General features: G+C 36.5%; 29 protein-coding genes. 1 reads left to right on the top strand and 28 read right to left on the bottom strand.

The window, feature by feature from the left end:
* The 19 genes from J6L95_RS03105 to J6L95_RS03015 form a co-directional block, all read right to left on the bottom strand.
* The coding region (locus J6L95_RS03105) for a hypothetical protein (RefSeq protein WP_287458113.1) at positions 1–193 on the bottom strand (193 nt) is incomplete at its 3' end.
* 151 nt (positions 194–344) lie between these two features.
* Positions 345–1,031, bottom strand: coding sequence for a hypothetical protein (locus J6L95_RS03100; protein WP_287458112.1), 687 nt, complete (start codon positions 1,029–1,031; stop codon positions 345–347).
* 86 nt (positions 1,032–1,117) lie between these two features.
* A complete protein-coding gene (locus J6L95_RS03095) occupies positions 1,118–1,624 on the bottom strand; it encodes a helix-turn-helix domain-containing protein (RefSeq protein WP_287458111.1) in 507 nt (168 codons plus the stop codon).
* A gap of 354 nt (positions 1,625–1,978) precedes the next feature.
* The gene (locus J6L95_RS03090; RefSeq protein WP_287458110.1) at positions 1,979–3,463 is read right to left on the bottom strand and encodes a phytoene desaturase family protein; all 1,485 of its coding nucleotides are present in this window, start codon (positions 3,461–3,463) and stop codon (positions 1,979–1,981) included.
* Between the two features lie 29 nt (positions 3,464–3,492).
* Positions 3,493–4,854, bottom strand: coding sequence for a 23S rRNA (uracil(1939)-C(5))-methyltransferase RlmD (rlmD, locus tag J6L95_RS03085; RefSeq protein WP_287458109.1), 1,362 nt, complete (start codon positions 4,852–4,854; stop codon positions 3,493–3,495).
* Positions 4,855–4,891: 37 nt separating this feature from the next.
* Positions 4,892–5,581 (bottom strand): hypothetical protein, encoded by a 690-nt coding sequence (locus J6L95_RS03080; RefSeq protein WP_287458108.1) that lies wholly within the window; start codon positions 5,579–5,581, stop codon positions 4,892–4,894.
* A gap of 55 nt (positions 5,582–5,636) precedes the next feature.
* Positions 5,637–7,070, bottom strand: coding sequence for an Asp-tRNA(Asn)/Glu-tRNA(Gln) amidotransferase subunit GatB (gatB, locus tag J6L95_RS03075; RefSeq protein ID WP_029070374.1), 1,434 nt, complete (start codon positions 7,068–7,070; stop codon positions 5,637–5,639).
* Between the two features lie 3 nt (positions 7,071–7,073).
* On the bottom strand, positions 7,074–8,516 hold the full coding sequence (gene gatA / locus J6L95_RS03070; protein ID WP_287458107.1) for an Asp-tRNA(Asn)/Glu-tRNA(Gln) amidotransferase subunit GatA: 1,443 nt from the start codon (positions 8,514–8,516) through the stop codon (positions 7,074–7,076).
* Positions 8,517–8,801 carry an Asp-tRNA(Asn)/Glu-tRNA(Gln) amidotransferase subunit GatC gene (gene gatC, locus J6L95_RS03065; RefSeq protein ID WP_029070372.1) on the bottom strand — a complete coding sequence of 95 codons (285 nt, stop codon included), beginning with the start codon at positions 8,799–8,801 and terminating at the stop codon, positions 8,517–8,519.
* A 10-nt stretch (positions 8,802–8,811) separates the two neighbouring features.
* A complete protein-coding gene (locus tag J6L95_RS03060; RefSeq protein WP_236700934.1) occupies positions 8,812–9,909 on the bottom strand; it encodes a CamS family sex pheromone protein in 1,098 nt (365 codons plus the stop codon).
* Positions 9,906–11,891, bottom strand: a complete 1,986-nt coding sequence (gene ligA / locus J6L95_RS03055; protein WP_287458106.1) for an NAD-dependent DNA ligase LigA — start codon at positions 11,889–11,891, stop codon at positions 9,906–9,908. Before ligA ends, J6L95_RS03060 begins: the two co-directional genes overlap by 4 nt.
* Positions 11,892–11,955: 64 nt before the next feature.
* Positions 11,956–14,097 carry an ATP-dependent helicase gene (locus tag J6L95_RS03050; RefSeq protein WP_287458105.1) on the bottom strand — a complete coding sequence of 714 codons (2,142 nt, stop codon included), beginning with the start codon at positions 14,095–14,097 and terminating at the stop codon, positions 11,956–11,958.
* 49 nt (positions 14,098–14,146) lie between these two features.
* On the bottom strand, positions 14,147–15,064 hold the full coding sequence (locus J6L95_RS03045; RefSeq protein WP_029070368.1) for a dihydroorotate dehydrogenase: 918 nt from the start codon (positions 15,062–15,064) through the stop codon (positions 14,147–14,149).
* Positions 15,057–15,833 carry a dihydroorotate dehydrogenase electron transfer subunit gene (locus J6L95_RS03040; RefSeq protein ID WP_236700935.1) on the bottom strand — a complete coding sequence of 259 codons (777 nt, stop codon included), beginning with the start codon at positions 15,831–15,833 and terminating at the stop codon, positions 15,057–15,059. Before J6L95_RS03040 ends, J6L95_RS03045 begins: the two co-directional genes overlap by 8 nt.
* A complete protein-coding gene (coaD, locus tag J6L95_RS03035; protein ID WP_029070366.1) occupies positions 15,823–16,302 on the bottom strand; it encodes a pantetheine-phosphate adenylyltransferase in 480 nt (159 codons plus the stop codon). Before coaD ends, J6L95_RS03040 begins: the two co-directional genes overlap by 11 nt.
* A 2-nt stretch (positions 16,303–16,304) precedes the next feature.
* Complete coding sequence (gene rsmD, locus J6L95_RS03030; protein ID WP_029070365.1) at positions 16,305–16,856, bottom strand: 16S rRNA (guanine(966)-N(2))-methyltransferase RsmD; 552 nt, start codon at positions 16,854–16,856, stop codon at positions 16,305–16,307.
* Positions 16,837–17,211 carry a YlbF family regulator gene (locus J6L95_RS03025; protein ID WP_287458104.1) on the bottom strand — a complete coding sequence of 125 codons (375 nt, stop codon included), beginning with the start codon at positions 17,209–17,211 and terminating at the stop codon, positions 16,837–16,839. The genes rsmD and J6L95_RS03025 overlap by 20 nt, the downstream gene beginning before the upstream one ends.
* Complete coding sequence (locus tag J6L95_RS03020) at positions 17,208–18,455, bottom strand: FtsW/RodA/SpoVE family cell cycle protein (protein WP_287458103.1); 1,248 nt, start codon at positions 18,453–18,455, stop codon at positions 17,208–17,210. The genes J6L95_RS03025 and J6L95_RS03020 overlap by 4 nt, the downstream gene beginning before the upstream one ends.
* Positions 18,446–18,706 carry a UPF0223 family protein gene (locus J6L95_RS03015; RefSeq protein WP_029070362.1) on the bottom strand — a complete coding sequence of 87 codons (261 nt, stop codon included), beginning with the start codon at positions 18,704–18,706 and terminating at the stop codon, positions 18,446–18,448. Before J6L95_RS03015 ends, J6L95_RS03020 begins: the two co-directional genes overlap by 10 nt.
* A 120-nt stretch (positions 18,707–18,826) precedes the next feature.
* Here J6L95_RS03015 and def point away from each other — a divergent pair, with 120 nt between their 5' ends.
* Complete coding sequence (gene def / locus J6L95_RS03010) at positions 18,827–19,396, top strand: peptide deformylase (RefSeq protein ID WP_287458102.1); 570 nt, start codon at positions 18,827–18,829, stop codon at positions 19,394–19,396.
* A gap of 30 nt (positions 19,397–19,426) precedes the next feature.
* Here def and J6L95_RS03005 read toward each other — a convergent pair whose 3' ends face one another.
* From J6L95_RS03005 to J6L95_RS02965, 9 genes are all read right to left on the bottom strand, one after another.
* A complete protein-coding gene (locus J6L95_RS03005; RefSeq protein ID WP_287458101.1) occupies positions 19,427–19,852 on the bottom strand; it encodes a hypothetical protein in 426 nt (141 codons plus the stop codon).
* Between the two features lie 9 nt (positions 19,853–19,861).
* On the bottom strand, positions 19,862–20,308 hold the full coding sequence (locus tag J6L95_RS03000) for a hypothetical protein (RefSeq protein ID WP_029070359.1): 447 nt from the start codon (positions 20,306–20,308) through the stop codon (positions 19,862–19,864).
* Entirely contained in the window at positions 20,308–21,201 is an 894-nt protein-coding gene (gene galU / locus J6L95_RS02995) for a UTP--glucose-1-phosphate uridylyltransferase GalU (RefSeq protein WP_074623967.1), read from the bottom strand. The genes J6L95_RS03000 and galU overlap by 1 nt, the downstream gene beginning before the upstream one ends.
* A gap of 10 nt (positions 21,202–21,211) precedes the next feature.
* Positions 21,212–21,826 (bottom strand): rhomboid family intramembrane serine protease, encoded by a 615-nt coding sequence (locus J6L95_RS02990; protein ID WP_287458100.1) that lies wholly within the window; start codon positions 21,824–21,826, stop codon positions 21,212–21,214.
* On the bottom strand, positions 21,819–22,820 hold the full coding sequence (locus J6L95_RS02985) for a DNA-processing protein DprA (RefSeq protein ID WP_287458099.1): 1,002 nt from the start codon (positions 22,818–22,820) through the stop codon (positions 21,819–21,821). The genes J6L95_RS02990 and J6L95_RS02985 overlap by 8 nt, the downstream gene beginning before the upstream one ends.
* Positions 22,821–22,954: 134 nt before the next feature.
* Positions 22,955–23,488: a hypothetical protein gene (locus J6L95_RS02980; protein WP_287458098.1), complete on the bottom strand. Its 534-nt coding sequence runs from the start codon at positions 23,486–23,488 to the stop codon at positions 22,955–22,957.
* A gap of 205 nt (positions 23,489–23,693) precedes the next feature.
* A complete protein-coding gene (locus J6L95_RS02975) occupies positions 23,694–24,122 on the bottom strand; it encodes a P-loop NTPase family protein (protein WP_287458097.1) in 429 nt (142 codons plus the stop codon).
* A gap of 31 nt (positions 24,123–24,153) precedes the next feature.
* On the bottom strand, positions 24,154–24,597 hold the full coding sequence (locus J6L95_RS02970) for a replication initiator protein A (protein WP_287458096.1): 444 nt from the start codon (positions 24,595–24,597) through the stop codon (positions 24,154–24,156).
* Positions 24,597–25,280, bottom strand: a complete 684-nt coding sequence (locus J6L95_RS02965) for a hypothetical protein (RefSeq protein WP_287458095.1) — start codon at positions 25,278–25,280, stop codon at positions 24,597–24,599. Before J6L95_RS02965 ends, J6L95_RS02970 begins: the two co-directional genes overlap by 1 nt.
* Between the last annotated feature and the right edge of the window lie 404 nt (positions 25,281–25,684).

Below are 25,684 nucleotides of genomic sequence, written 5' to 3'. Positions count from 1 at the left end.
TGTAGTTAGGGCTGTTCTTTAAAAGAGTGTAATTCTTTTCGTATTTTAAAAACTCGCCCTCAGAAAAGTAATACTGTCTTACATTGTAAATGGCTTCATTGGCAAGATTCTTTGCTATATGGCACAGTTCTCTTATGGTTCTGTAATCTTCCTTTGAAAGACGCTTTACTTGTTGTTTTACGGTAAGATGCATACAGCTTTCTCCTTTCTAAAGACTCGGAAATAGGATTTCCTGTATGTATATTATACCATATATTTTACTGATATTTTATTCTAGTAAAATATATATTCTAACCGCCATTCATCCCACGGCCTAAAGGCACGTGGGTTTTCTGTCAGGAACTTTATAAAATAAAAGCTTTATTCTTTGATCCCGCTACAAGTGGCCAATCGTAGCGACTTGATGTATTCGCTATTTTAAATGTCTTTTTATTGTTTCCAACTGAATTCATTATGGTAATATAGATCTCTTTTCCAGTTCCATGATTAAGAATACCATCTTTATTGATCCATCCTTCATCACAGACGACTACAAATGTATTGCTTACACTTGTGACATGTCCAGAATGTCCTCCATTTTTTATAATTGTTTTATAAGGATCATAAGATACAACATTGTTAAGATTTTTATCAAAGATCGCATATCGCTGCATGACACCATAATCTCCTACCGCATTGCCATCTTCAAATGTCACTAAGATATGTCCATCAGCACATTGCGAAGCACTAGAGGGTTCCTGTGCTTCATGTGCTGATATAAGTGTCTTTTTTATAGTATGACCGTTTCTATAAATCATCCCATAGACGTCATGTGTCCAGTCTCCATTCTCACTTGTCTTTTGTGCACTCGCCCAAATGACATTATATCCATTCTTAGAAGTCTTTAACACATTAATGCCATGTGATTGTTCCCACTCATCCCAGATATCGACTTGTGATCTTGCAGATACAGGATGTGAACTGTGAATTTTATAAATACATAAAGCAAAAATAAGCATAATCACCATTATGCCTATACTCCATTTTTTCATTGTTTCCACCTCTTATTATTCCTATACTATACATCTATTATCATAACATTATTTAATAATAAAGGGGATATCTTCAGATATCCCTCTTATTGTTTTCTTGTTAATATAGCACCTGCAATTGATCCAATAAGCAAAAAAGGTGAAAGTCTCACAAAGACAAATTCAAAAGCATGAATAAAAGTTCCCATGACAGCTGTTTCTGGATCACTGTAATCCCATGTTAAATAGGGACTGCCTACTATTACAATAATCAGAAATGTTAATAATATTAAGACAGCTAATCCTATAAATGAGTAATGCAAGATTTTTCTTTTTAAAGTTTTTCTGCGAGCCAACTGAAGATTAATAGCTTCCAATCTTTCAGAGATGACTTTTAAATCATCTGGTTTTGTTTCACTCACCTTTTCTCCTAAAAGCACACTCACTGGTGTCTCAAGAACATCAGATATAGTAATAAGCATGTCAGAATCAGGAACTGATAATCCTCTTTCCCATTTTGATACTGTCTGTCTTACGACATTTAATTTAATCGCAAACTCTTCCTGCGAAAGTCCTTTGGATTTTCTTATTGTTTTAATGTTTTCATTTAACATATTGAAAACCTCCTTTCTCCATCATTCTAGTCTTATAGTGTGCGTTGCCTCAAGCAACGCATGTTAACAATAGCAAATAAGCCTATTTTTTCATTAGTATATCATTCTGTTGCATCGTTATCTATAATTGTTAACATGTAAAAAAGGATTCCAACTGGAATCCCTTCTATTTCTTAGTTAATAATACAATAGATTCAATGTGGGTTGAGACATCATTATGAATGTCATGGCTACGGCTAAATTGCTCATATTCCAAAGGCTCTGACTAAACATATCAAGTGGGAAGTTACAAAAATATTCTCTCATGATTCGCTTAAATCGCGTCATAATCCTGCTCCCGATTTACCATCTCAATCATCGTCCTGCCTTTATCAAAGCTGATATCGCAAATTTTCCTTCTGCTGCAGCAATTGGCAATCCGCCGCTATTTTGAAGCCATTGACCTGCAAGAAAGAGATTATCTATTCCTTCAATTGTATTTTTCACATATTTGCTCTTAAATCCCTTAAGCACATTAAAGCTCATATATCCACCTTTATATGCATTGCACCATTTGTTGAAGGTGACCGGCGAATATGTACTAAGTAAAACTAATTTATTCGCGAGCTGAGGGTATTGCATTTCGAGCCTTTCTTTGAGTTCTTCTGCAATTCTCATTTTCTCACTTTCATATACAGCTTTGTCATTATAAAGCTCTGCCCAATAATCAAAATCGTCAGCATTCTGAAGGATATTGCATTGGATCACTCTTTTATTAACGGGAAAAAGGCCTTCGTCGCAGTCATATAATCTCATTCCGCAGAATGAATGTCTTTTTTTTGCAATAATATATTCCTCACACGGGAAAATTACTGAACCTTCCGGCAATTCAAGCTTTTCATTTGTTGTTATTCCGAAAGCGGCCTGATACCCGGTGTTGGCCTCATACCCTGCAGGATTATCATACATATATTTCAGGTTCGGATCCATGAACTGCATTCCGATCATATCACGAAACAAAGGATATGGATCTGCAGCCCAGATATAATTGTCTGCATTTATATCTTTTCCATTTTTTAATTTAAAAGCACGGATATGACCACGGTCTATTACGACTTCCTTTACCTCTGAAGAATAATTTATCCTGCCCCCGAGATTCGTAAACCGCTGTATCATTCGTGATACCATGCCTGTCGAGCCACCCTCAGGTATCGCGGCAGTGTTGCTGGTATAAAATGCATATGAAGTCACAAATGTAAGGGCAGAAAAATTATTGTTAAAAAAATTTCCGAATAATGCTTTAATATACGGGTTTTTGAACCTTGAAACAAACTCGGACATGGCCTGTTTCCCGTATTCCTTATTTGCTTTAGCGGCATTTTTCATACTCATGCCCATTTTCATGTATTGAAACGGATTCATGTGCGCAGGAGATATTTCGTATGGCGGCTGTATGCATTCGCACCCTTTTACACATTGAAAAAACAGGGCAAGCTCTTTTTTATCTTCCGGCGCAATACTAAATAGTTCGTTTCGCGCTTTTTCGATATCACGCCATAAATGAATCTTTTTCCCATTCATCTCCATGCAGTAGAAATATGGTTCTCGATACAATTTGATCTCATCGGATAAAACACCGGTATTTTTCCATATCTTATTCAGTGGATCTTCCTCGTTACACCCCACAAGAAAGTGTACACAGTTATCAATATGGTAACCTTGCCTGTTCCAACCGGTGCATTCACCCCCGACCATGGAATTTTTTTCATATATGGTTGTGTCGTATCCGGCTTGCAAGGCATATATCCCAGCCGTAAGTCCGGAAATCCCACCACCGATTATTGCAAGCGTTTTTGTCATATCATTTCCTCCATTTCCTGACAATAGTTCTATTGCTTCGCCCCGACTCGAGACATCAAGACTACTGATTCCACATGATTAGTCTGTGGGAACATATCCACAGGTTGAGCAATGACTGCCTGATAGCCATGTTCTTGTAGATATGCAACATCTCTTGCCTGGGTTGCCACATTGCATGAGATATAGACAATCTTTTCAGGAGAAAGTGTCATCATCTGATCTAGGAAGAGTTCTGAACATCCTTTACGTGGTGGGTCAACCATGACTACATCGATAGTCTTATGTTCATTAGCACACTTTAACATGAACTCTCCTGCATCCTGACAAGTGAATTCAATATTAGAGACATGATTTCTTTTAGCATTCTCTTTAGCGTTCTTGATAGCGTCAGGTACGACTTCTACACCGTAGACCTGCTTGACATGATTAGCTAAAGATAAACCGATAGTCCCAATGCCACAGTATGCATCAATGACAGTTTCATCACCCTTGAAGTCAGCAAATTCAATGGCTTTCGTATAAAGCTTTTCTACTTGTCTTGGATTGATCTGATAGAAAGATTTCATGCTGATGTGATAGCGTTTATCTAATAAAGTATCTTCGATGACATCTTTTCCATAAAGAAGAATTTCTTCATCTCCTAAGATCACATTGTCATGTCTTTCATTGACATTTTGAATAACTGATTTGATTTCAGGAAACTCACTAGCAAGAATAGAAGCAATATGAGAAAGATGTTTGACTTTCTTCTTGTAAGTAATAAAGACAACCATTCCCTCATTAGTATGCGTACCATATCTTGTTAAGACATGCTTGATGATTCCTTTATGTGATTGTTTATCATAAGGTAGAATATGATATTCTTCAAAAAGCTGTTTTGCTCTAAGTGTAACTTCATTAGAAAAAGTATTCTGAATATGACAGTGATCCTGATTGATAATATCGTTGGTACGCGCTTTATAGAATCCACTGACAATTCTGTTGTCTTTCATGCCAAATGGGACTTGTACTTTATTACGGTAATGATAAGGAACATCATCCATGATTGTATCAAGAACTTCTACATCACAATGACCAATCTTATGAAGTGTTTCTTTGACACGCTGTGTCTTAAAGATTTTCTGTCCTAATTGACTCATATGCATCAATTGGCATCCACCGCATTGCTTATAGACTTCACATACTGGTTCTTCTCTATGCTCAGATGCCTTGATATGCTTAACTACTCTACCTACACAGTAGTTCTTTAATACCTTAATGATTTCTATTTCTGCTTCTTCATCAAGAATAAGATTTTTTACAAATACGGCTGTGCCTTCATGTTTTACAACACCAAGACAATCGTGTGTATAATCTACACATTTACCTATAAAACGATCTTTCTTTTTCATAATATTCCCTCAAAAAAAGCGAGTGTTTAGCTCGCTTTTACTTCTTTGCTTTCTTATAAGTACTTTCATCTTTGATGGATGCATAAGTGAAACTAAAACTATCTTTACCAGCAAGCTTAGTACCATAGATTGGGAAATCACTATTTCCATCACATGTCATATAGATGTATGCTTCAAACTGTCTTACTTTATTAGAGTAGTTAAACAATTCACTATAAGAAGAACCGCTGTAGCTGTTCTTTCCTGCTTTTTGATCGACAAGCTTAACTGCTTCTTTGACAATCTTTTCTGCAGTTGCAGCTTTTGTGCCAGATGCAAACTTGATATCGAATCTCAATTCTTTACATTGAATAGAAATATTGATGTTTTCAATGCTAGAATGTTTGTTCTTCATTTCTGTTTCAGTTTCTCTTAATACAGAAGTAGAAAGACTTAAGATTCCTTTACATCTATCTCCATAGACTGGTCCATCATCTCTACCTGCCACAAATAGAAGTGTTCCTCCTCCTATTGCAAGGACAGCGAGTACAATTAAAGCAATCTGCCATTTTTTAAGTTTGAATTTACCTTTAGATTTTTTATTTACTGGTCTTCTGTTGACTCTTCTTTTTTCACCTTCAGTAAAAGTAAATTTACTTTGATTTACTTTTGTCTGTCTTTTTGGTGATGATGATCTTCTACCTATAGAAGATTCATCATTATCAAAACTAAAGTGTTTTTGCGCCATTTTTTATCACCTACTATTAACAATATTCTATCAAAAATATATTGTTTTGTATAGCTTAGTTTATTCTTTCTTTTAACATGCTAGAAAGCAATTCATTTGTTTTGCGAGGGTTGGCCTGCCCTTTTGTAGCTTTCATAACCTGACCAACTAGATATTTAATAGCATGATCTTTACCGTTCGCATAATCCTGAATTGATTTAGGATTGTTGTCGAGTACTTCATTAATTAAGGCTACAAGAGTAGCTTCATCAGAAATCTGTTTCATGCCTTTTTCTTCAACGATCACTTCTGGATCTTTGTTTTCTTTCATCATGATTTCAAAGACTTTTTTAGCCTGTTTAGATGAAATAACTGATTCATCGATGAAGTTGATTAATTTTGCAAGATATTCAGGATTTAATGTGATGTCATCATATGAATGACCTTCCGCATTCAAGTATGCCTGTACATCTCCAATTAACCAGTTAGAAGCTGCTTTATAATTGTTTGTATACTTGATTACTTCATTGAAATATTCTGATTCAGTTTTTGTAGAAACAAGAATTTTAGCATCTACAGTAGGAATATCATATTCTTCTACGTATTTCTTTACTCTTTCTCTTGCCATCATTGGTAGATTAGCTTTGATTTCTTCTACCCATTCATGACTGATACGTACTGGAAGGATATTTGGTTCAGTATAGTACTTGTAGTCAACCGCATCCCCTTTAGAACGCATTGGTACTGTTTCCTTGTTTAATTCATCATAACGCATTGTCTGCTGGATGACTTCTCCACCAGAAAGCAATACTTTTTCTTGTCTTAATGATTCATATTCCAAAGCTTTCTGTACATTGGAAATAGAGTTCAAGTTCTTGATTTCTGTTCTTGTACCGAAAGTTTCACTACCGTAAGGACGAATTGATACGTTGACATCACAACGCATTGAACCTTCTTCAAGTTTAGCATCTGATACTTCTGTATAAAGGAAGATCTGTCTTAATGCTTCAAGATAAGCAGCTGCTTCAGCACCTGAACGAATACATGGTTTTGTTACAATTTCGATTAGTGGGATACCTGCACGGTTGTAGTCAAGTAAAGTGTATTTTGAAAGATGTAGCTGTTTAGCTGTATCTTCTTCCATATGAAGACGTTCAATTTCAATCTTCTTTTCTTTACCGTTGACTTCAATCATAAGATAACCATTTCTACCAATTGGTCTTTTATCCTGTGTGATCTGGAATCCTTTTGGTAGATCGGCATAATAGTAGTTCTTACGATCAAAACATAATAGTTCGTCAATGTCCATATGTAATGCATGACATACTCTTAGGGCGTATTCTACACCTCTTTTATTAAGAGCTGGCATTGTACCAGTCATACCCATATCAATTTCATTGACCATTGTATTTGGTGCTTCACCGAATGTTACAGGAGCGCCAGAGAACATTTTAGATTTTGTCTTTAACTCACAATGGACTTCTAATCCAATAACTTGTTCAAAATTCATCTCTTAACCCTCCCTTTTAAACTGATTCTTTAATCCTAATTCTTCTTCTAATGCATATGCTGTATTTAATACAGTCTGTTCTTCAAATAAACGTCCCATTACGTTAACTGCGATTGGCATACCATCTACAAAACCTGAAGGTAATGATAATGATGGTGTACCAGCAAAGTTACCTAATGCTAAATGGTTTTCTAGAATTAAGTATTCATCGCTTAAACGATCATCGTTGGCTTCATCTACCAATGGTGCAATGCTACCACAGTTTGGTGTAAGAATGATATCGTAGTCATCATAGATTTTATTAAGTTCTTCTACGATAATTCTTCTTACCTTCTGTGCTTTTCTGAACATCTTTTCCTGATTTTCTGTCGCTAATGCTAAGTTACCAAGAATGAAACGTCTTTTGATATGTGCACCAAATCCATTTGTTCTTGAGTTGATCATAACATCATCAGGTGTTTCTCCTTCTTGTCTATTACCATAACGGATACCATCTAGACAAGAGTGGTTTGATGTTGCTTCTGAGTTAGCAATGATTGTATAAGAAGGTAAGATTGTTCTTAATAATGTCTTATCCATAGTTACATCTTCGACTGTTGCACCTAGCTTCTTGAATGTATTAACAACCATTTCAAAGTTTTCTTTGATTTCTTCATTTCTGATTTCATCAGAAACTGATCTTAAGACACCAATTTTTACATTTTTGATATCACTAGTTAAATGTTCAATATAATGTGGAACTTCCTTGAATGATGATGTCATATCACGATCATCTCTACCAGCCATAGCTTCAAGTACAATAGCGGCATCTCTTACGTTTCTTGTGAACATTCCCATATGATCTAATGATGAAGCATAAGGGATAACACCATAACGAGAAATACGTCCCCAAGATGGCTTAAATCCAACGATACCACAGTATCCTGCAGGTTTTCTAATTGAATCCCCAGTATCGCTTCCTGTCGCAAATGGTACAAGACCAGATGCTACTAAGGCAGCGCTTCCTCCTGATGATCCACCAGCAATACGGCGTACATCCCATGGATTATAGACAGGTCCAGTCAATGCGGACTTGTTTGTACCACCCATTGCTAATTCATCCATTGATGCTTTCCCTACTAGATGTACTCCATGTTTAGAAAGCTGATCTACTGCGAATGCATTATATACTGGTACATAATCTTCTAGCATACGACTTGATGCAGTTGTCTTAATGCCTTTTGTATTGTAGTTATCCTTTAATACATAAGGAATACCTGAAAGAAGATCATTTTCATCAAATTCATCAAGGTTCTTCATTGCTTCATCTTTTGTGATTGTGACAAAAGCATTAAGACGTTCCTGCTGAACTTCTGCTTCTTTCATGAGTTCTTCATAATATTCATGGATATCAATTTTCTTGTTTTTTAATAATTCATGTAATTCTTCAATTGAATAAGTGACCATTTATCCTACCACCTTTGGAACTTTGATTTGCATAGCCTGTACATCCTTACAGTTCTTAAGTGCATCTTCTCTTGAAATCATCTGTACAGGTTCATCTTCTCTAAGGAAAGTTGTTTCTATTTCATAAGGGAATGCCAATGGGGCAACTCCTTCTGTATCTATTGCATCCAACGCTTTAACATGGTTCATGAAGACATGGTATTCTTCACGTAGCGCAGGCATTTCTTCATCGGTAATATTGAACATAGTCTTACGACCAAGTTCTTTTAACATTTCTTCTTCCATTATGCTCCTCCTACTGTTCAATAATTGTTGTATGGGCACTTTCACCCTTGTTCTTAATAATAACGGCCATCAGTTTATCTTGTGAATAGACAAGACATTTAACCGTAAAATCAGAAGTAAACTTATTGCCAATATGATCAGCGAGCACTGATGTAATATAAAGCAATTCTGTATACGTCTTAATATTGAAATGGGCAGTAATCTTCATGGACTGAATTGTCTTATTGATATACTGCGCTTCTCCTACTAGTCCTGCTGCTTCAGTAGAAGATTTCTTGACTACATCTTTAATAGTAGAGAAATCTGCATAAGTTGTAGGATCTAGTGCTTTAGCACGACTGCTAGTAAATGTCACGTTTTCATGAACAACTCTGCTCATGCCACCTACTTTGCCATCACTGCAGTAAGCCTGATAGATATAATTTCCGTTGATTTCTGATTTTTCATTATCATTAGCCTGATAAATTGTAATTAAACAAGGAATATCTTTCAAGCTTTTTTTCTTCTTTTGAATATACTCATAGAGTTTCTTGATGGCTGTATTAGAAAATGATTTGATTGTCGCATCACTCATTTTCTTGTCTAGCTTCTTATTATCTTCTGTTCTTGGATCAATAATGATCGCAAAAGATAATCCTGACAATTCATACTTTGTACCGGATTTCTTGTAGTAATCCTGTTCTGTTAAATTGTCTACCATAATTGGATCTTTAACACCATCAAGAGTATTTCCATGTTCTACCTGTAAAGTATAGTTATACTGCTTATCTTCCTTCTTCACATTAGCCCCGTCTCTTTTTAAGAGCTGAGACAAGTCATTATTGTTGAGCTGTCTTCCTTCAGCTAAATAATAAGAAGATGTTGAATAGTGTGAAGTAGAAAGAATCTGTAGTCCTGATCCAATTGTGACTAGATCTTTCGTATTGCTAAATTCCAAGTAAAAGTTTTCACTGTTTGTACCTCTTCCAGTATTGATCATATTGTAATAATCACCTGTAAAAGATTCAGTGGAAGCTGTTGACCCTTTGGATGTAGGTGCCTTTGAAGACCCTCCACATCCTGTCAATATACATAGTGCAACAACTGCACTTAAAGTTTTTTTCATCATAGATCTGCTACCTCCAAGAACTCTTCTTCATTCATAATACGAATGTTAAGAGACATGGCTTTGTCATACTTGCTGCCAGGATCTTTTCCCACAATGACAAGGTCTGTCTTCTTTGAAACACTACCTGTCACATTAGCATTATGTGCGCTTAGATAATCTTTGATTTCTTTACGTTTCATATGCTCAAGTGTACCTGTAACGACAATTGTCAATCCGCTGAATGGATTATCAACGCTTGCCACTTCCTTCAAGTAAGTCATATTAAGACCTAACTCTTTAAGATGGGCAATGGTTTCCATATTCTTAGGATTGCGTTTATAGTTAGCAAGATTTTCACAGATGGTATCTCCTACATCCCTGATGGATGTAAGTTTTGCATAAGACGCATCAAGAAGCTGATCTAGTGTCTTGAACTCTTTTGCTAATGTATCTGCCATCTTTGCACCAATACCACGAATGCCAAGACCAAAGAGAAGCTTTTCTAAAGAGTTTTCTTTGCTTTTCTCAATGGCTTCAATCATATTATCCATGGATTTTCTTCCAAATCCTTCGATATCGATGATTTCTTGTTCATGTTCTTTTAAATGATAAATATCTTCAATAGAAGAAATTAATCCTAAAGAATAGAACTGTTCAATAATACGATCTCCTAAGCCATCAATATTCATGGCATCACGTGATGCAAAATGAATGATCTTCTCAATAACCTTAGAATCACATGCTTCATTTAGACAGTAGTAAGCAGCTTCATTTTCTTTTCTTGATAAAGGTTCACCACAAGTCGGACACACCTTAATCATCTCAAAAGGACGTTCACTGCCAGTACGTCTTTCTTTTAAAGAACGCACAACTTCAGGAATAACATCTCCTGCTTTTCTGATGATGACATCATCACCGATGCGAATATCTTTCTTCTTGATATTATCTTCATTATGCAAAGTCGCTCTTTGCACTAATGAACCAGCAACACGTACCGGATTCAATACCGCATTTGGTGTAATCTGTCCTGTACGACCGATTGTAAAGACAATATCTTTCAATTTCGTAATCACTTCTTCAGCCGGGAACTTATAGGCAATAGCCCATTTTGGTACCTTGGCTGTAAAGCCTAAACGCTCTTGTGATGCAAGATCGTTGACTTTAATGACGATTCCATCAATATCGTAAGGAAGCGAATCTCTCATCTCTGCTGCCTGATTGATGAAATCCCATACTTCAGTGATCGTCTTCGCCTTAATGATATGAGGGTTGACCTTAAAGCCAAGCTCTTTCATTTTTAATAGGCACTCCTCATGAGTATGCGCACCAATCTGTGCAGGTTCAGGTACATGATAAAGATAAGCATCCAATCCCCTTGATGCTGCTACACGCGAATCAAGCTGACGAACACTTCCTGCGGCCGCATTACGGCAGTTCGCAAATTCCTGAAGGCCATCCTTACGTCTGGCTTCATTAAGTTTATTAAGAGAAGCACGTGGCATGATGATTTCTCCGCGTACTTCTAACGGTCCATCAAAATTGATTTTTAATGGAATGGACTTGATGGTTTTGACGTTATGGGTGATATCTTCCCCAATTGTTCCATCCCCTCTTGTCGCAGCGTACTGCAGATAGCCTTCATCATAGACTAAAGATACTGATAAGCCATCAAGCTTCAGTTCTGCAATATACTCAGGATTTAGAATTGTCTGTGTAATACGTCGATCAAAGTCCATCACTTCTTCTTCATTAAAGATATCTCCTAATGACATCATTGGTCTTGTATGCGTAATCTTACGAAAACCATCTAACACCTGTCCCCCGATTCTTTGACTAGGAGAATCAGGTGTCTGCCATTCAGGATGGGCTTGTTCAATATGGATCAGCTCATCCATCAATGTATCATATTCCTGGTCACTGACAGTCGGCTGATCTTGAACATAGTATTCATAATTGTATTTATTTAGTAGTTCCTTAAGTTCATTAAGTCTCTCAATTGTCATTTTTCTTCACCATTCCTGTTGTATTATAACAAATAATCATTTACATTAAAACCTCATTCTTCCCCTAGCTAACGAGTCTCTTTAAGGCTTTATGATTAGACATCAAAGTCTTGATGCCATGGGGCACATTAAAAGCAATATCAACAGTACGCTCATGAACACCAATGACAACCCCTTTACCAAATACCGAATGTTCTACAAGATCGCCATTCTTCCATTCTCCCACTTCATTATCACCTATCATCTCTTCTGGTGTTTCTCCTACTTTAATGTAGTTTTCCGTCTTAAAGCAAGAAGGTGTTCCGACATGTTCCACAAAATCTCTTCCTACTTCATTAATAAAACGAGAAGTCATCTTTGGTGATTGAGAGACAAAGCTATATCCTTGACTATCCGTTAAATACAGTCTCTTCTTAGCTCTAGTAAAGGCTACATAGGCAAGTCTTCTTTCTTCTTCAATACCATCATCCCCTTCTTCTTCAATAGAACGAATAGATGGGAAAATGTTTTCTGACATGCCTGTCACAAAGACATAGTCAAATTCAAGACCCTTGGCCATATGAATACTCATCAAGGAAATATAGTTTTCTAATGTGGCATCATCTTGTGTTGTATATAAAGCAATATCCTGAAGATATTCCTCTAAAGTCGCATTCTCAGGATGCTCTCTCATATAGGTAGCGATGGAATTCTTTAATTCCATCAAGTTGTCAATACGGCTTTCTTCATTGTTATTCTTTAACATATCCAGATAGCCGGTATCTTTCATAAGATCATCATACATCTCTTCAACTGACTTGATTGATGCTCTTGCCTTTTCAATAGCTTGTACAAAGTTTTTTAATTCCTTCTTTGCCTTACCGCCAATTCCAATAGCATCGCTGTAGAAGCACAATGCTTCATAGTTGCTTAAATGATTATCAATAGCACACATCTGAATCTTTTCTAATGTCTTAGCACCCACGCCACGGCTTGGCACATTGACAACACGTTCAAAAGACAGATCATCATTGGAAACCACCAGTCTAAGATAGCTTAAGGCATCCTTGACTTCCTTACGGCTAAAGAACTTAAGTCCTCCAAAGATCTTGTAAGGCATATTCTTGTTAATGAGATCTTGTTCAATAGGACGAGAAAGGTAGTTAGCACGATAAAGAATACAGAAATCACGGTATTCGGCTTCTCCCTTATTGACTAAATCCAATATCGTATTGGTAATAAAATGTGTTTCTGATGCTTCATCTTTACCAACATAATGAACAACCTTGTTGCCATCTTCTCCTTCAGTAAAAAGATCTTTTTCCAGTCTGTTCTTATTCTTTCTAATAAGATTGTTGGAGATCTCCAAGATGGTCTTAGTAGAACGATAGTTCTGATCTAATATAACCGTCTTTACATTTTCATAGTCTTTATCAAAGTTAAGGATGAAGTTGACATCACTTCCTCTAAATGAATAGATTGTCTGATCAGGATCACCTACAACACAGACTGTGGATTGTTTTCCAAAGTAATGGATAAGCTGATATTCTATTTCACCAACATCCTGAAATTCGTCTACATGTACAAACTGGTATCGTCTTGACCATTTTTCTACGACATCTTCATTATCCTGGAAGAGTCTTAAGGTATTAAGAAGAAGATCATCAAAGTCCATCATGGCATGTGATTTGTTATAGTCTTCATATAGCTGATAGATTTCTGCTTTGGTTTTTTCAATTGGTATTGAAGACATCTTCAATGCACGATCTGGAGAAATCATCGCAATCTTATATGATGAAATATAATTGATCATTGATTTTACTGTTAATGACTTACTTGATATTTCTTTTTCTTTAAATAGCTTTTTAATAAGTGCTTTCTGATCTTCTTCATCCATGATGATGAAATTATGTGGATAACCTAATAAAGAAGCATGCTGACGGAGAACTCTTACACATAAAGAATGAATAGTACAGATAGTTGCTCCAAATGCGGAAGCACCAAGTATCTTTTCTACTCTTTCTTTCATCTCATTAGCCGCCTTATTGGTAAATGTGATGGCTAAGATATTACGTGGGTTGACTCCTATTTCTTCAATTAGATAAGCAATTCTATATGTAACAACTCTCGTCTTCCCTGATCCTGCACCAGCGATAATACGCAAGTGTCCATCAAGGTATGTGGCTGCTTCTTTTTGTTTAGGATTTAATAGATTATCCAAATTCATATGTATCATCCTTTCGTTTTAGTGAAAACAAGAGTGCGTTGCACTCTTGTTAAAATTGATGTGATTTACCGACGATGTCGTTGACATCTTCGATTCCCATTTCATCAAGAATGGATTCCATTTCTTCAATGATTTTAGGACAAGCATAAGGATCTACGAGGTTGGCACATCCTACTTCTACGGCGCTTGCACCAGCAATCATCATTTCAATAGCATCTTTTCCAGATGAAATACCTCCCATTCCGATGACAGGAATATTGACGGCCTGAGAAACCTGATAAACCATTCTCAAGGCTACTGGGAAGATGGCAGGGCCAGAGTAGCCCCCTGTTTTATTTTTAATAATAGGTGCACCAGTCTTAATGTCAAAGCGCATACCTAATAAAGTATTGACCATAGAGATTCCATCAGCGCCAGCTGCTTCTACGGCTTTAGCGATAGCGACTATATCAGTGACATTTGGAGAAAGCTTGACATAGACTGGTTTTGAAGAAACCTTCTTGACTTCACGAGTGACTTTAGCTGCAAGTTCTGGATCTGTTCCAAACTGCATACCGCCTTCTTTGACATTTGGACATGAAATATTTAATTCCAAGGCACCGACAATGTCACTTTGTGAAAGTACTTTAGCTGTTTCAATATATTCTTCTAAGCTGTGTCCGCCCATATTGGCTAATACTTTTCCATTGAAGACATGGGAAAGCTTATCAAATTCTTCATTGACAACAGCGTGAACACCAGGGTTCTGTAGACCGATCGCATTAAGCATACCGGCAGGTCCTTCCGCAATTCTTGGTAGAGGATTGCCATAGCGTTCTGTAAATGTTGTTCCTTTAGTAGCGATAGAACCTAATACATTAATATCATAAAATTTAGTGAACTCATATCCGAATCCAAATGTTCCACTCGCTGGAATGACAGGGTTTTTCATATCCAACCCTGGTAATGTAACATGTAACTTAGCCATTGACAATAACCTCCTCTGATTTAAACACTGGACCTTCTACACATACGCGCTTGTAGGAAGCGCCTTTTACTTTCATAGAACATCCCATGCAGGCACCAAAACCGCAGCCCATTCTTGCTTCAAATGAAAGATAGCCATTGTCTGGATAAGCTTTCACTAAGGCATTAAGCATTGGTACTGGTCCACAGGCATAGTATTTATCAAAAGAAAGATTGTTTTCTTTAATCGCATCAATCACTGTGCCCTTTACGCCATAGCTGCCATCCATAGTTGCAACATAGACTGGACATAGTGCTTCAAATTCTTTGATATAGAACATATCTGACTCTTTCCCAAAGCCAAATACGGCACTGACTTTTACGCCTTCTTCTTTTAATTTCTTGACAAGATTGTACATTGGTGGAACTCCAAGTCCTCCGCCAATGACAATGGCTTCTTTAGCCTCATAATCAATAAATCCATGTCCTAATCCAGTTAAGAAATCCATCTGGTCTCCGACCTGTTTTTTTGACATGAGCTTAGTGCCTTCTCCTACAACCTTGTAGATCATCTTGATTGAATGTTCATCATAATCACAGATGCTCATTGGTCTTCTTAAATAAGGTGTCATATCATCTGTAATCTTAATATTCACAAACTGGCCTGGCTCCTTGATATATTTAGCTGCGTCCCCTTCTACAACCATTTCAAATACATCTTTTGTCAGTTCCTTGTGAGACGAAATTGTCATCTTTCCCTGATAATTCATTTCTTCTTTCCTACTTTCCATACTTATTTACTATTTTCTCGTTGACATAGGCAGGTACGAGTGCCGATACATCACCTTTGTGTGATGCAATTTCTTTAACTGAAGATGATGATATAAACATCTGAGATAGTCTTGTCATAAGAAAGACTGTTTCAATATCTTCTGCTAAATACTGGTTGGTATAAGCCAACTGTGATTCATATTGATAATCCTGAGTCGCTCTTAGTCCTCTAACTAGTGCACTTGCACCAATCTTACGTGCATATTCTACGGCTAGATCGTCACTTGAATCAACTACAACGCCTTTTAAATGACTTGTAGCTTGTCTTATCATCTCTAATCTCTCTTCTAAAGAAAACGCTGTTTTCTTATAAGGATTATAGAATATTACGACATGGATTTCATCAAATAACGACAAAGAGCGTTCAATGATATCAAGATGCCCATTTGTAATGGGATCAAACGTGCCTGCATAGACAGCTTTTCGCATAACTAGTTCCCCCTGTATTCAAGTATCTGCATTATAGTAATCCCAAAATCTTTTTCTTTTTTTAATACAAAAGGTGCTTCGACCTCTATTCTTTCTTCTTTTAGATCTTCAATGACAATAGTACAACCATCATTGAGGTTTCCTTGTTTAGCTAGTGTTTCAATGATATCCTTATTGATCTTCATCGCATAAGGTGGATCAAGGAGAACAAGATCAAAGTGAACCTGTTCATCGTTGAACTTCATTAATGCTTTACGATAATCCATCTTTAAGACGTGAGCATTGTCAATCTTAAGCATATTGACATTCTCCTTGATTACCGCAAAAGCCTTGTACTGCTTATCGACACTATAGAGTTCATCCATTCCTCGACTCATGGCTTCAATGCCAAGTCCACCGCTTCCACCGAAGAGGTCAAGGACTACGCCTCCATCAAAGTAAGGACCTATCATATTAAATAGATTTTCTTTATTCTTATCGGTAGTTGGTCTTGTTAAATCAGACTTTACGCTCTTAAGCTGTCTGCTGCGATATTTACCGGCGATGACGCGCATAGATTTTTCCCATCCTTCCTAGTACTAGTTCATCAGAAATATTAGCAAAGATAATACTGTTTAGTTCATCTAGATAATTATTTAAATCTAAAAGAGCTTTACGATACTCTCTCATTTCTTCATAAGAATCTATCAGCAATCTTTGCTTTGAAATCTTTTCATCCAATTCTTTTGTATTGGCATATTCTCCGTATTGAGAAAGCGCTTCTTTTTCATCACGATAGCGTTCAAGCGTGCGTATCTCACGAGATAAAGTCTCGTGAGATACAACACGCTGTCGTGCTTCAATATATGTTTTATAGATATCTTCATCTTTGAGTGAGGATACAAAATCGGCGACTAGTTCGTAGATCATAATGATTCTTCCGCCTCTCTTTTTAGCTTATCTTTATTGTAGATAGAAATCACTCGCTGAGCAGCCCCTATTGAATACATCGCGACAACTGTAGATGTTCCTCCGGCACTGATCAGAAGAAGTGGCACACCGGTCATTGGAATGTATCCTGATACACCACCTAAGTTTACAATCATGTGCATAAAGAAATAACTTGCGATTCCGATAAGGATAAGCTTATATTTATCATTCTTGATTTTTTGTGCATAGTTAAATAACTTGAAGATAATATAACAATATAAAACAATAATAATCAATATACCAAAGAATCCAAATTCTTCAGCGACAATAGCTGAAATATAGTCGTTTTGTGCTTCTGGGATATAACCGAATTTCATAACGGAATTTCCAGCACCACGTCCGATAAGTCCACCGTTAGTAAAAGCAATGAGACCATTGATGACCTGCATAGCTTTAGAATAGATGTACTTCTCATTTAATGGATCTTTCCAAGTGACAATACGTTGAAGCTGATGTGATCTAAAGATAAAAGTTGAACCAACAGCTACTACTACAACCCCAACAGCCGCAGCCATAATCGCCATTTTCTTATAAGGACGATAGTATGGATCTGGCGCACATAAAAAGACAACGAAACACATCGCAAGCAAGATGGCTGCTGACCCAAAGTCTTTCTGAATCACAATGATAGTGGCAGTTGCACCAAGTACCATGCCCACTGGCCAATATAAGCAATCTCTCTTTTTGATTCTTAAGAGTTCACGACGTTTTCTTGGACTAATGTACTTGCTTATTTTATATCTTTTTGGTAATTCTCCAAGTGTATAGGCTAATACAAAGACAAGTATAATCTTCATGAATTCAGCCGGCTGAATGGTCACTGGACCAAGCACAATCCAGGCATGTGACCCATTGATATTCCATAGTCTACAGGCAAAAAGTGCGATTAAAGCAATCCCATAATAAAGTTTACATTTATTAAGATTGTTCATTCCTAGTTTTTTATTCATCCCTTTAGCCGCCACAAATAATGCGACAGCACCAATGGAAACAAATACCAGCTGTTTAAAAAGATTCACAAAAACAAACTTTGGTCCTAAACGGATGGTGCTTCCTACTGAAGCATCCGCAATCATATAGATGCCAAATATGGCCAATAGAAAAGTCGCAAAGTAGAGACTCTTGTCAACGCCTGAACGCTTAAAGATACGAAGTATGCTTTTTACATTTTCACTTAAAGACAAATCATATCATTCCCTTCTTGCGACGCTTTAAATACTTTATAGATTGAATACGAAGATGCTTTCATAAAAGCGCGATCCAACTGTTTTTGTAAAGACTTGGAGTCTACAATTTCAGTAAAACGACGATAGGCTTTCATAAACTGATCACGTTTAATACCACCTTCATATGCTTTTTCAACTGCGTTATATAATGCAATGACATCACAGATTTCCTGTGTTGTCCATTCTTCCAATAAAGGATAATCGTACATAGAAACCTCCCAATATTAAAAATATTATACATGATTCTACATCAAAATAAAATACTTCAGTTTCATTTGACTAGCAACAAATAAGGATATTTGATATAATGCGTGCGAGGTGATAAAAACATGATTACTATGAAAGATATAATCGATGACATTCATCCATTAATCAGGGAAATTTCTAAGGAAGTTAAAGTCCCTTTAAGTGAAGAAGATGAAAAACTAGCATTAGATATGTTTGAATATCTTAAAAATTCACAGGATGAAGAAATCGCAGAAAAATATGATTTAAGACCAGGTGTTGGCCTTGCAGCCGTTCAGGTAGGACAGCTTAAAAGAATGTGTGCTATCTATATTCCAAATGTGGATAGTGAAGGTAATGTAAAGAATATTGACCAGTGGGTTCTTGTAAATCCTAAGGTTATCTCTTATACAGAAAAAGAAGCTTACTTAAGACATGGTGAAGGATGTCTTTCTGTTCCTGAAGATAAATCAGGACTTGTCCCAAGACATGCCAAGATTACATTAAAAGCTTATGATGCCTTAACTAAAAAAGATGTCAAGATTGTAGCAAGAGGCTTTACTGCCATCTGTATTCAGCATGAAATGGATCATTTTGATGGTGTTCTTTACTATGATCATTTCAACAAAGAAAATCCTACAGCACCTATTCCTAATGCAATGGTAATCGAATAACAAAAAAGATTGTCTTTTTGACAATCTTTTTTAATAGTAATTATTAACAATATTGACCATATCATCAACGTACACTCTTCCTCCCTGAAGAACTGACGGAGGCAGTTCTTTGGAGAAAGAGACCTGTACGCTGTAGAGATCTCTAAGTAATGGGAGATCTTGCTTTTGACAGTAGGAAACGACATGTTTCATCATTTTGTTGGAATGACTGTATACTGAAAATAAAGCAACATTGTTAATGTGTTCTCGATTTAATCGTGATAAGAAAGAGAAGACTTCTCTTTCTCTTTTTTTATTGAAAAAGCGTGTATCAAATCCAACGAGTAATAGATCAGCATGTTCAGTGCTTGAAAAATCAGCAGCTTCTCGCATATAGGTACGTGCCTGTCTTGCCATGTCATCAGCTAATGTTTTGATCTGGTGACTTCTTCCTAAGTTTACAACAGCGATATTCATTGTTTCACCCTAATCAACAGATCTCATATAGGCAAAGTAGCATCCTGCAAACATGAACAAGTATCCTATAAGACTATTGTTAAATAGCACTGATAACACATTTGAAAGAGTGATCATCACTCCTGCTAGAAGCAATGTGACAATGCCTTTTACAATATAACAAAGAATACAGGCTATAACTGCAAGGATACCCATTTCCTTGGATTTCATGCCAGATACACGATACAGAATTTCAGCGATCGCAATACCAATTATAAGGTAAAGTACCATTGGTACAATTGGAAGTGCTCTTTCAATATAAGCCGCAATTCCCCCAATGACAATTGATGCTACAACAATAGCAGCAATATACTTAGGCAGATCTTTACCATGAATGACATACTGATTTTGTGAACGAAAATACTTTTTAGCTTCCCTTCTCTTTTGATACTCTCGAACTTTTTCTTTTAGACTCATTATAACTTTTCAGCCTTTTCTTTAATATATTTTGCAACAGCATCATGTAATTCTGGACGATCAAGAGCGAAATCTACTGTCGCCTTGATGAATCCAAATTTATCCCCTACATCATATCTGTTACCTTCAAAATCATAAGCATAAACAGCCTGACGATCCATCAATCTCTTGATTGCATCAGTAAGCTGGATTTCTCCTCCAGCACCTTTGCCCTGTGTTTCAAGGAAATCAAAGATTTCTGGTGTTAATACATAACGACCTAAGATAGCCATCTGACTTGGTGCCTTATCTATTTTTGGTTTTTCTACCATATCTGATAACTTAACTAGACGTCCCTTAGCAGGATGTGAACGTGATGGTGCAATAATACCATACTTGTTAACAGTTTCCTTTGGTACAGTCTGTACCCCTACTACTGAAGACTTAGTTTCCTGATAAGCATCAATAAGCTGCTTTAAAGCAGGCTGCCCTTCCTTATTGATGACAACGTCATCACCAAGCAATACCGCAAATGGTTCATCTCCGATGAAGTCATTTGCACACATGATTGCGTGACCTAAACCTTTAGGTTCCTTCTGACGAATGTAATAGATATTGGCCATATTGGCAATATCTCTAACCATCTTGACCTGTTCAGTTTTTCCTGATGCTTTTAGACGTTCTTCTAGTTCATAGTTAACGTCGAAATGGTTTTCCATAGCATGCTTGTTGCTATTAGTGATAACAAGAATTTCTTCAATGCCGCTATCTACTGCTTCCTGGATAATATACTGAATTGTAGGAATATCTACAATTGGCAGCATTTCCTTTGGTAATGCCTTAGTGGCAGGTAAAAATCTTGTTCCTAAACCGGCTGCAGGTATAACTGCTTTTCTTACTTTCGTTTGTCTCATTTTAATCTCCTTAATTCAATAACTGATTCTTCTTTTTCATTCGATATTTCAATATGAGCAATGCACTAAAGAATCCTCCAGCAAGCCCTGACATGTGCCCGCTCAATGATATGTTTGGTACAATGACAGATATTAGTATCATAAAAGCTACATTGATAAATAGTGGCTTAAAGATATCTGTTAAATCTCTTCTGACATACACAAGTGCCAATAATGAACCGATGATTCCAAAGATGACACCACTGATTCCTGCTGATACAACAGAAGCTTCAAAGCCGTTGTACATATACATAGCTAGTGGAATCAAGTTTGTAGAAATAGCACTTGCAAGACAGATGATTGCATAATCTCTTTTTCCAAAGATTTCTTCAGAAATGAGTCCTACATTATAGAGTGAATAACAGTTTACAAAAATGTGAACCAATCCAAAATGTAGAAAGTTAGCCGTCAACAATCGCCAATACTCACCGTACATATCTACAGCGATACCATTAAAAGCACCCATATTCAATGCTTGAGTGGCATCCATTTCTGGACCATACAATAATGTTGTGACAATATAGACCGCCATACATAATAGAATCATACCATAAGTTATAGGGTAATGTTTAAAATTTTTATCCATTCTTTTCTCCAATAAATTCAAAAATTGACATCTGATCTATCTGTGGCTGTTCATCTTCTCCATAGACATTGTTTTTTTCTATGATTTCATCAATAGATAATGGTGATTGAAGATCATCGCGGCTAATAGGAATAGCCCCCATCTCTTCAAGACGAAGATTTCCATTATATTCAGGAACTTCCATGACCAGCTGTCTTGTCCAATTATAATGCAAGTTCTGTATGGCTGTAAACCATACAGCACCACTATTAATAAGAACAGCCGCAATGATCTGACAAGATGAAAGACCACATACATAAATATTACGATCTAAAGCATTAGTGACATCAAAGAAGGCATAAGGATCAATGGCACTAATAAGACAGAGCTTTCCTTTAGATATATATCGTTTATACTCTTTTATTTTATCAATAAGATGATCAGATAATACCCCTACTACATTGCCTCCACTAGAAAGCATCTGTTTTAAGGCATACTGATCTACACCTTTGATATCTCCACTTATAAGAGTACGTCTTTCTCTAGCAAGCTTCAAAACAGCCATCTTGACCATTCTCTTTAATTTCTTGCTTGAAGTCTGTGGACCTACTATGGAAACATTATCTTCTTTAATTAAAGATAAATCTCCAGCATAGAATAATACAGGAGGCATACGTTTCTTTAGTTTTAGTAGACTTTTTGGATAGTTATCTTCATACTTGGTTGTCACCTGTATTCCCTCTTGTTCTAATCGATAGAGCGCATAGAACATTTCTGCCATCAAGGTTGCTCTTGCAATAATCTTTAATGAAAGATAGGCATCTAGTCCTACTACATTCGTTAATGTCATTTCGTTCATCCCCATTAAACGACTGACATCATTTAGATTATGTTCTTCTATCTTCTTTTCTACTTCATACCATTCATCATAGGTCAATGGTGGTATGGATGTTGGAATAAGCGTACTACAATATAGAATTGCAGAAAAACTATTTAGATTTAAATATATCTTCATATGTATCACCTGATGTTTATTATATCATAATGATAGCAATAAAAATCATTTGTTTGTTTATTATATGTAGGAATAGCGTAATTTTTTTATTTAAAAAGCAAGTAAGTTTTAGGCTTACTTGCAAAACATTTCTTTTAATACTCTGAAATATTAAAATAATCCATTGCTGCTTCTACGCACTTTCTAATAAGTTCTTCATGTTTTTTATACTCATCATATCCTTGAAGCTTTACTCTATATTGTTTCCATCTACCTTCATATGTTACATCAAGTTCTGCATCTTCAAGTTTCTGAGATAACTCCTGATTTTCATTTGTTTTAAAAATCATATACAAAAATGATTTCTTTGGCATAAAAGATATGAAGTTTTTTGCAATTCCATCTTTTGCTAAACCAACATAAAATTTATTATATTTGAGTTCATAACCAGATGTATAATTCTCAAGATCAGTGAAAATCTTATCTACTACTCCCATTATTTTTTTAGTACTTCGATTTTCCCAATACTTTCGATCAGTAACTTCGTACTCATCTTCTTCATCTGTTCCAAGTGTGATTCTATCTATTACTCTAGTAAAAGCAAGAGAAACATCATTTCCAACTTTATATGCTGATACTTGTAATGCAATAAGAGGAATTGCTCCATTAAATAGATTTATTACATTCATGAAGCGTCCTGTTATTTCCTCTGCAACAATAACAGCACAATGATCTCATTTACTGCTATACCACAACTGTCAGTTGTTGATTCATCTAGTACACGACAGATGAGATTTTGATAATAAACACCAGTCATAAATATCCCTCCAAATCATTATGTTTTTCTCAATCAATAATTGTAAATCTCAGCTTCAAATTAGCAATTGCTTCAGATTAACACCTGGTTATGGCAGCCGCCATATAGGTCTTTCCTGAGCCCAAATTGCCCCATAGAAGCAGTCCAATATGTTCCTGCCTAACCTTCTCCCAATTCTCTACATAACGCTTTGCCATAGCCATCTGAGGCACCGTCCCATCATCGTTTTCAAATGTCCAATCCCACATCTGACAATCCGTAAAGCAAATCCCTTTATTTCGCTCCACAAGCTCCATATGCTCCCGTCTGGCATGTTCCTCACGCTCATGTATGATTTCCTCTTCACGACATTTACAAGTGCTTGGACGCTTATCAGATTTAAAAAACTCGTTGTATTCAGGAAGCCTTACCTCCAAGGGACCACCACAAAGGGAACAATGAAATAAACCATCTTCTGCAACATAGCTATCCGGTATATTTTCTCTATTCCAAAATGCATTCATCATTAAAACGTGTCCTCCTCATATTTATAAGATGTTATTGTTTCTTGTTTATTATTGGCAAGTTTTTCGCCCCATGTAGAGGCAGTTTTCTGCCCTTATACGGTCGTTTTTCCGTACATACTACGGGCGATTTTCCGATGATGTTAGTCTCCGGAACTTTGACATAAATCATGTTTGCTCGCCCCTTTGTCATACGCTTCTTTTTAATCAAGCCTGCATCCACAAGCTCTCTCATATTTTCTTTTATTGTGGTCAGGCTCTTACCCATTTCCTCAGCCAAATCCTCAAGTTTGTAGTTGATATAAATTCTTCCGACTTCATCCGCCTTGCCATTAGTGATGGATAGATTGGAACGATTGAGAAGGTTAAAATATAAAATTGTAGCAGTGCTACTAAGCTCGCCTCCGTGAAGATCATTCGGAATCACGGAATAGTTGGTTAGCTTTGTGCCACGGGTTAAAAACTGTAATGCTTCCATTAATCTTCACCTCCAAATCGTTTCTGTATTTCCTTCAACTCATCCGAGACTCGAAACACCTCAAGTTCCATCTTTCGATATTCGTTTATTGGTATCAGCCCAAGCTTCATTTGGAAGAAAATTTTTACCCGCTCTATAAAAGGTAGACCCTTAGCCATAAAATCTCGCTGTTCCAACTGCTGAAGTCTCTCATCGCAGTTATTCGCAAGAGCCATAACTTTTTCACTAATACCAGTAATAGTCTTCGCAGTATCTTTGCGAAACTCCTGCTTCTCACGATATAGTCTCATCTGCTGTTTCTCATTTAGCGCCTTTAGGTCGTAATAGTGTTTCATCCAGTCTTCTGTCTCCTCCGACTGACCATGATAAAGTTCAGCCCACTCTTTCATCTGTTCACATCGATAATCAAAATCCGAAAAATGAATCACTTCATCTACCAATGCTTCCAGTACATTTACCTTCTCTGAATCTATGGAATATCGCTTTCCATCGCCGCTAATCTTTATCAAGCTGTCTCTGGCATATCGAAAGGCACTCATCTTAGCTCTGGCAGTGGACTCCGGTTTTCCACACTCCTCCATTAAATATTTCTTTGCTTTATCAAAGCTGTACTCACCTTCACCTGCCAAGCTATATAAATCCCAGTGATTTCCAAGATGCTTTAATGTTTCCTCTACATTCATGAAATAAACCTCCTGTTTTTTTCTCTCGTAATACATTTGGGGTGGTTTTCCGCCCATTACTAAATCAAAGGCAAAATTTCTCAAATTTTTCTCTCAACATACATTTGGGTTGAAAAATCACCCATTACTAAACCGAGATAATTTTTTCTTTATCCCTTCATCTACTATTTGGAACGAGTCAGAACCGATTACTAAAAATTACTTATTTCCACCCGGTCAAAATACATATGGGACACGTAAGCTATGAATCTGCAGAAATTTTCACAAAAAAATTGGATAATAGAAATCAAGTAAAAATTTAAAAAAATTATCAGTAATTTTTCATGGTTTTTATTGCACGCTGAAAACCCCTGAAGAAAAAGCGCTTTTTTTCAGGGTTGTTTAGGTGTATAATCTTGTTGTTA

The sequence above is a fragment of the Kandleria sp. genome, from assembly GCF_017934775.1.
Classification (GTDB): Bacteria; Bacillota_I; Bacilli_A; order Erysipelotrichales; family Coprobacillaceae; genus Kandleria; species Kandleria vitulina.
This window is presented reverse-complemented; position numbering and strand designations above follow the sequence as displayed.